The sequence below is a fragment of the uncultured Thiodictyon sp. genome, from assembly GCF_903828115.1.
Taxonomy (GTDB): domain Bacteria; phylum Pseudomonadota; class Gammaproteobacteria; order Chromatiales; family Chromatiaceae; genus Thiodictyon.
The window spans coordinates 1-6,198 of sequence record NZ_CAIKKU010000054.1 but is presented as its reverse complement, the minus strand read 5'-3'; the positions used below and the strand labels follow the sequence as shown (position 1 = coordinate 6,198).

The 6,198-nt window shown below is 65.9% G+C and carries 3 protein-coding genes and 1 pseudogene; 1 reads left to right on the top strand and 3 read right to left on the bottom strand.

Annotated features, from left to right (window positions below; genetic code table 11):
• Positions 1-242: 242 nt before the first annotated feature.
• Positions 243-3,575, top strand: coding sequence for a glycosyl transferase (locus tag QZY48_RS01955; protein WP_295426992.1), 3,333 nt, complete (start codon positions 243-245; stop codon positions 3,573-3,575).
• A gap of 1,499 nt (positions 3,576-5,074) precedes the next feature.
• Here QZY48_RS01955 and QZY48_RS01950 read toward each other — a convergent pair.
• The 3 genes and pseudogenes from QZY48_RS01950 to QZY48_RS01940 all read right to left on the bottom strand — a co-directional run.
• Positions 5,075-5,311, bottom strand: coding sequence for a hypothetical protein (locus QZY48_RS01950; protein WP_295426989.1), 237 nt, complete (start codon positions 5,309-5,311; stop codon positions 5,075-5,077).
• 7 nt (positions 5,312-5,318) lie between these two features.
• Positions 5,319-5,555: a hypothetical protein gene (locus QZY48_RS01945; protein WP_295426986.1), complete on the bottom strand. Its 237-nt coding sequence runs from the start codon at positions 5,553-5,555 to the stop codon at positions 5,319-5,321.
• Between the two features lie 384 nt (positions 5,556-5,939).
• Positions 5,940-6,198 (bottom strand): annotated as a pseudogene (locus tag QZY48_RS01940) (IS91 family transposase); the annotation flags it as partial.

The window sequence follows — 6,198 nt, the reverse complement described above, 5'->3', positions numbered from 1 at the left end:
TCACACCGGACCGTTACCAGTCTCGCATGTGCTCCTAGGCTACGACGGGAGAAACCGTCGGTTCCATCAGGTCGCCATATAGAGACTTCCAGTAGAACAATTACTTACGCGACTTCGTGTCGCACGATTATGATCAAGGCCCCTCTTAGCGTACTTCCGTACTAACGTACTAACGTACTAACGTACTAACGTACTAACGTACTAACGTACTAACGTACTTTCTTTTTTGGAGTATCCGCCCGATGAGCACCGACCAATTCACCGCTCCCGGCGCCCCCGCGGCACCTATCCACCGCCTGTCCAACGGGCGCTACGAGGTCCTGATCTCCGGCACCGGGGCCGGGCGGTCCACCTGGGATTGGATCGGCCTCACGCGCGGGGGCGGCGATGCGGTCGAGGACCAGCTCGGCAGCGTCCTGTACCTGCGCGACCTCGATGACGGGCGCTTCTGGTCCCTGGGGTATCAACCGACGCGCACGCCGACCGCGCTGTATCGGACGCAAGCGACGGCTGGGTCTTTTCTCCTGGAGCGCGAGGACGCCGGGATCGGGGCGCGGCTCGCGGTCTGGGTCGCCGCGGACGCCGACCTGGAGGAGCGCCGTCTGACCCTGACCAACGGCTCCGACCGGCCGCGGCGCCTCGAGGTCACGAGCTACCTGGAGGTGGTCCTGTGCCACCCCGCGGGGGACGCCGCCCACCCGGCCTTCGCCAAGCTCTTTGTCCAGACCGAGCGGGATGCGGCGACCGGCGCCCTGCTGGCCCGTCGCCGCCCGCGGGCCGCCGACGAGCAGTGGCCCTGGCTGGTGCACGCCCTGGCGGGCACCGATGCCCAGGAGTGGGAGACCGACCGGATGCGCTTCCTCGGCCGCGGCCGGACCCCCGCCGCCCCCGCCGCCCTGGTGCTCGACGGGCCTCTTTCCGGTACCGTCGGCAACGTGCTCGACCCGGTCTTGAGCCTGCGCACCAGCTTCTTGCTGGCCCCTGGCGCGTCGGCGCAGTTGTTGTTCCTCACCGGCGTCGCCCCGGACCGGGCGGCGGCCCTGGCGCTGATTGCCAGGACCGCCGGGCACCCGTTGGGCCTGGTACCTCTTTCTCCCCAACCGCCCACGCCGCCCAGGCCCCAGGCGACCCCCCCCAGCCCCTACGGCGCCTTTTCACCCGCCGGCCGCGAATACATCATCCACCTGCGCCACCAGCCCGACGGACAGTTGCGCCGCCCCCCACTCCCCTGGACCAACGTCATCGCCAACGAGGTCGCCGGCTGCCTGGTGAGCGAGGTCGGCGCCGGTTACACCTGGGCGCGCAACAGCCAGGCCAACCGCCTCAGCCCCTGGTCCAATGACCCGGTGAGCGACCCCTTCGGGGAGGCCTTCTATCTACGCGACGAGACGACCGGCGCCTGCTGGTCCCCGCTCCCCGGACCCCGCCCGGCCCCGTTCGACTACGAGGTCCGCCACGGCTTCGGCTACTCGGTTTTTCGCTGCGAGGACCCGGACCTGGCCCAGGAGGCGACGCTCTTCGTGCCCCGCTCGGACCCCCTGCGGGTCTTGCGCCTGCAACTGTGTAACCACAGCGACCAGCCCCGGACCCTGGCCATCGTCTCCTATCAGCGCCTGGTCATGGGCAACCAGCCGGCCAGCCCGAGCCCCATCCTGACGGCCTGGGACCCCGACCGCGACCTGCTGACCGCCACCAACCCCGCGGCCGGCGACTTCGCCGACGGCACCGCCTTCGCCTTCGCCGTCACCCAGGGCGGGACCCCCGGCCCGGTCAGCCACACCTGTGATCGCGCCGCCTTCATCGGCCGCCACGGCGATCCGGCCGACCCCGCCGCACTGCGCACCGGCACCGCGCTCGACGGCGCCTGCGGCGAGGAACTCGACCCCTGTTTCGCCCAGCGCCTGATCCTGCGGCTCGCTCCGGGCGAGACCGCGCGGTGCAGCTTTCTGCTCGGCGAGTGCCTGGAGGCGGCCGAACTGGACCGGCTGGTCGCGCACTACCGCCAACCCGGGGCCATCGACGCGGCGCTCGCCGCGGCCAAGGCCTTCTGGACCGACCTGGTGGGGCGCCTCCAGGTCGCGACCCCGTCCCCGGCCATCGACCTCATGCTCAACGGCTGGCTGGTCTACCAGAACTTGAGTTGCCGCATCTGGGCGCGCTCCGCCTTCTACCAGTCCGGCGGGGCCTTCGGCTATCGCGATCAGCTCCAGGACGCCGCCGCCCTGGTGCTGCTGCGCCCGGAGCTGACCCGCGCCCAAATCCTGCTGCACGCCGCGCACCAGTTCGTTGAGGGCGACGTGCTGCATTGGTGGCACGCGGCGCCCATGGAGCGGGGCCTGCGCACCCGTTTCTCCGATGACCTGCTGTGGCTGCCCTATGTGACCAGCCACTATGTCAGGACCACCGGCGAGCGGGCGATCCTCGACGAGTCGGTGCCCTATCTGAGCGCCCGCGCCCTGGAACCGGGGGAGGACGAGAGTTTCCTGGAGCCCGCGCCGAGCGGGGAGTCCGGCGACCTCTATGACCACTGCTGCCGCGCCCTGGACCGCTCGCTCACGCTGGGCGTCCACGGTCTGCCGCTGATGGGCACCGGCGACTGGAACGACGGCATGAACCGCATCGGGCGCGAGGGGCGGGGGGAGAGCGTCTGGATGGGCTTCTTCCTCTACCGCTGCCTGGGGGATTTTCTGCCCCTGTGCGAGGCGCGCGGCGACACCGCGCGCGTCGCCCGCTACGCCGATTACCGCACCGTCCTGACCCTGGCCCTGGAGGAGTCCGGCTGGGACGGCGCCTGGTATCGCCGCGCCTACTATGACGACGGCACGCCGCTCGGATGCGCCGCCGATGACGAGTGCCGCATCGACGCCCTGGCCCAGTCCTGGGCCGCCATCTCCGGGGCCGTCCCCCGCGAACGGGCGGAGCAGGCACTCGACGCGCTGGAGACCCAGTTGATCAACGAGGACGAGCGCCTGATCCGGCTCCTGACCCCGCCCTTCGTCGACACCCCCAAGGACCCCGGCTACATCAAGGCCTATCTGGCCGGGGTGCGGGAGAATGGCGGTCAATACACCCACGCCGCCTGCTGGGCGGTGCTGGCCATGACCGAACTCGGGCGCCGCAGCCGCGCCGCCCCCCTGCTCGCCATGCTGAGCCCGGTCTCCCATACCGCCACGGCGCAGGCCATCGAGACCTATCGCCTGGAGCCCTACGCGCTGGCCGCCGACATCTACGGCGCCGCGCCCCACGTCGGCCGCGGCGGCTGGTCCTGGTACACCGGCTCCGCCGGCTGGATGTATCGGGTCGGCGTCGAGGCGGTGCTGGGCCTGCGCGTGGAGGACGGCCGCACCCTGGTGCTCAAGCCCTGCATACCCGCCGACTGGCCCGGGTTGCGTATCCACTACCGCCTGCCGGACGGCCTGACCCGCTGCGAGATTGCGGTGGAGAATGGCAGGGGAGGGGGCCGGGTCCTCGCCGCCAGCCTCGACGGCGAGGCGTCGCCGATCAGCGACGGGGCGGCGCGGGTGACGCTGCCGACGGGGGGCGGGACCTTCCGGTGGGAGGTGCGGCTCGGGTAGCAGGCTTTTGGCCTTTCCTGCTCCGGGCGGGCAGCATCTGGATTTGCTCGACTTGCCCGCGACTGGCAGGATGGGCACAAGCGCAAACGCTCCGGGGTGCGATCGAAACTGATGTGGGTCGGCTTGAGCGTCGATTGTAGAATTACAAGAGCATAAGCATCCCTAATATCATCTTCCAGTTCATCAAGTGTCTCGCCCTGACTGAAAACGCCAGGCACCTCCTGCAACTTGCCGACATACCAGTCGTCATCAATCCAATACTCAAGCGTGAACTGCCGCTGCATTGTACTCACCATTTTCTCGTGGCTACGTAATCGTATCTCTGGCTTACGAATGCCTCAGCCGTAGGGACGCCGGTTACTCATATTGCTTGTCGGCATCCGCATTAGCTATTTCGAAACTGTACCAGCACTTCAGGGAACGCGCTTTCCCCTATGGCCTATAAGATCCTCTGTGTACGATTGCCCCATAATGTTGTGCGCGGGTTACCCCGCTCCGCAATGGGACCAACACGCGATTCGGGCGGGCGGCTCACCCTTACCCGACGGGGACTCTCACCCTGCAAGAGACGCCAAGCGAGGCGGGTGGGTCCCAGGCCAGGTTTCTGCAGGATGTCGCTTCTACGATGCCGAGAGACTTGACACCGGCCTTTTGTAAGATGGAGTTATTCGGATAAACCTGCACCTTGCTCTTTTATGTTTCGTCGATTTGCTCGATTCTGACGAGAGGGCCGACACAACCAGCCAACAGTGCCATAGATGCCAAGATGTTTGTTGCTTTAGTGAAATTCATTTGATGAACACAGACTCTATCTGCCTCGTTTGGTGAAAAATTGAAAGTTGTCCTTGTCGCCTGACGAATAAGCGTTTATCCATCGTGCGCGCCGCACGGAGCCCGAGTCGGAGCGCGCAGCCTGGCGCGCACGACGGATAGACGTTTGTTGGACTAATCCGCTCCTGGCACGACGCCTGCTGCGGCCTCAGTCCTCTTTAAGAGAGGGGATTGTATCCCTGAGGCCGGGGCGCCGGTCGGTACCGGACTGCGTTGCAGCACCCGGATGCAGCTCGGTGCGGCACCAAGCGGGCGTCCGTGGGGTTCCACGGGGCTGGTCAGCGGGCTATTGAAGACGAAGTGTAGCCCATTTTCTGGATAATGGGCGAGCGCGATCGCAGGCCGCGGGCGGCCTGTCCCGGGCGGCCGGTGGGCGCTGGTGCCTAGCAGGTGGCAGGCATCAGCGAAACCCCCTGACCACGCCGCAGCGGGGCCAGGTGCGCGGTGACGTGGCGCCGGAGAAGACGCAGGCTCTGCGTTCTAGCCGCTTCCATCCGAGTATGCAACGGCGCGTGACCTTTCAGGGTTTCGAGCTGTTCTGGCATACCGACCGGGAAGGCATTCCACGTCTGTGGCGGGGGCTCCGGGCAACCGGAGTCCCTACGCCGGAGGCTTTTTGGTTTGGGTGAAAATATATCAAGCCTCGCGCCTTGTCACTTTTTCGTTTCTTAGGCTGCTTTCAGTAGAGCTTCCTGCAACGCAACGGGGATCTGGATGGGAAAAAAGCGATCTCTACTGTAGCCATAGTCTTCTCCGCTTTCATCAATTACGCGAATGTAACCGTGTGATTCCGCGGCCTCGTCAGGTATAATTTGGTATAACTTACCGACTTCTAGAGATGCTGGGTAGTCTTCATTGCTGATACAAACAGCAAAAGGCAATGGCATTTCTTGGTTTGTGGTCATAATTTGGTTAGTCAATTAGCGGGAACTTTATCTTGAATTCTTTCTTGCCGATGCCGTGCGCTTCATACCAGTGCAATTCGGCAGTATGAACTGTGCCGTCAATGAGCCGCACGGTTGCGAATCCTTTCAGCTTCTTCCAGTTTCCTTTGCCGTATTGCTTTCGCAACCGAGGCAAGTCGCGTATGCCTGGGCCGACGGCTACAGGCTCAATGCTGGAAATGCTTCCGACGATCTCAAAATCCATGAAAGGATGCGATCTGTTTCTTGAACGAATAAGCGTTTATCCGGCGTGCGCGCCCAACTGACCCCGAGTCGGAGCGCGACGCCGCGCGCGCACGACGGATAAACGTTTGTTGGACTAATCCGCTCCTGGCACGGCGCCCGCCGCGGGCTCCGTCTTCTCTTAGAGAGGGGATTGTATCCCCGCGCCCTGGGTCGCCGGCCGCTGCCGGGCGGCGTCTGCGCACTTGGATGACCGTCGGGGCGGCGCCAGCCGGGCCTGCGCGGCCGTCCGCACGGCGCCTGAGAAGGCGATTGGGGGCAAAGTATAGATCATTTTCCGGCGTGCGGGCGAGCGCGGGCGCAGGCCGCGGGCGGCCTGTCCAACGTGGCGGGTGCGCCTTGGTGCCTAGGCCGGGGCAGGCGCGCTTATCACCCCCTGACCACGCCGCTGCGGGGCCAGGTGTGCGGTGATGCGCAAGCGCCCGATGCGGCACGTGGGACAGGGATAGCCGTCAAAGGGCACCGTCGCCGCCGGTTCCGTGGCGGGTTCCGGCGCTGTCGGCGGGGCCGCCAGCGCCGCACGGATCAGCTCCAGACAGCGCGCCCGGCAGCGGTTCGCCAGGAAACCGAAATGACGAACGCGCATGAACCCTTTGGGTAAGACG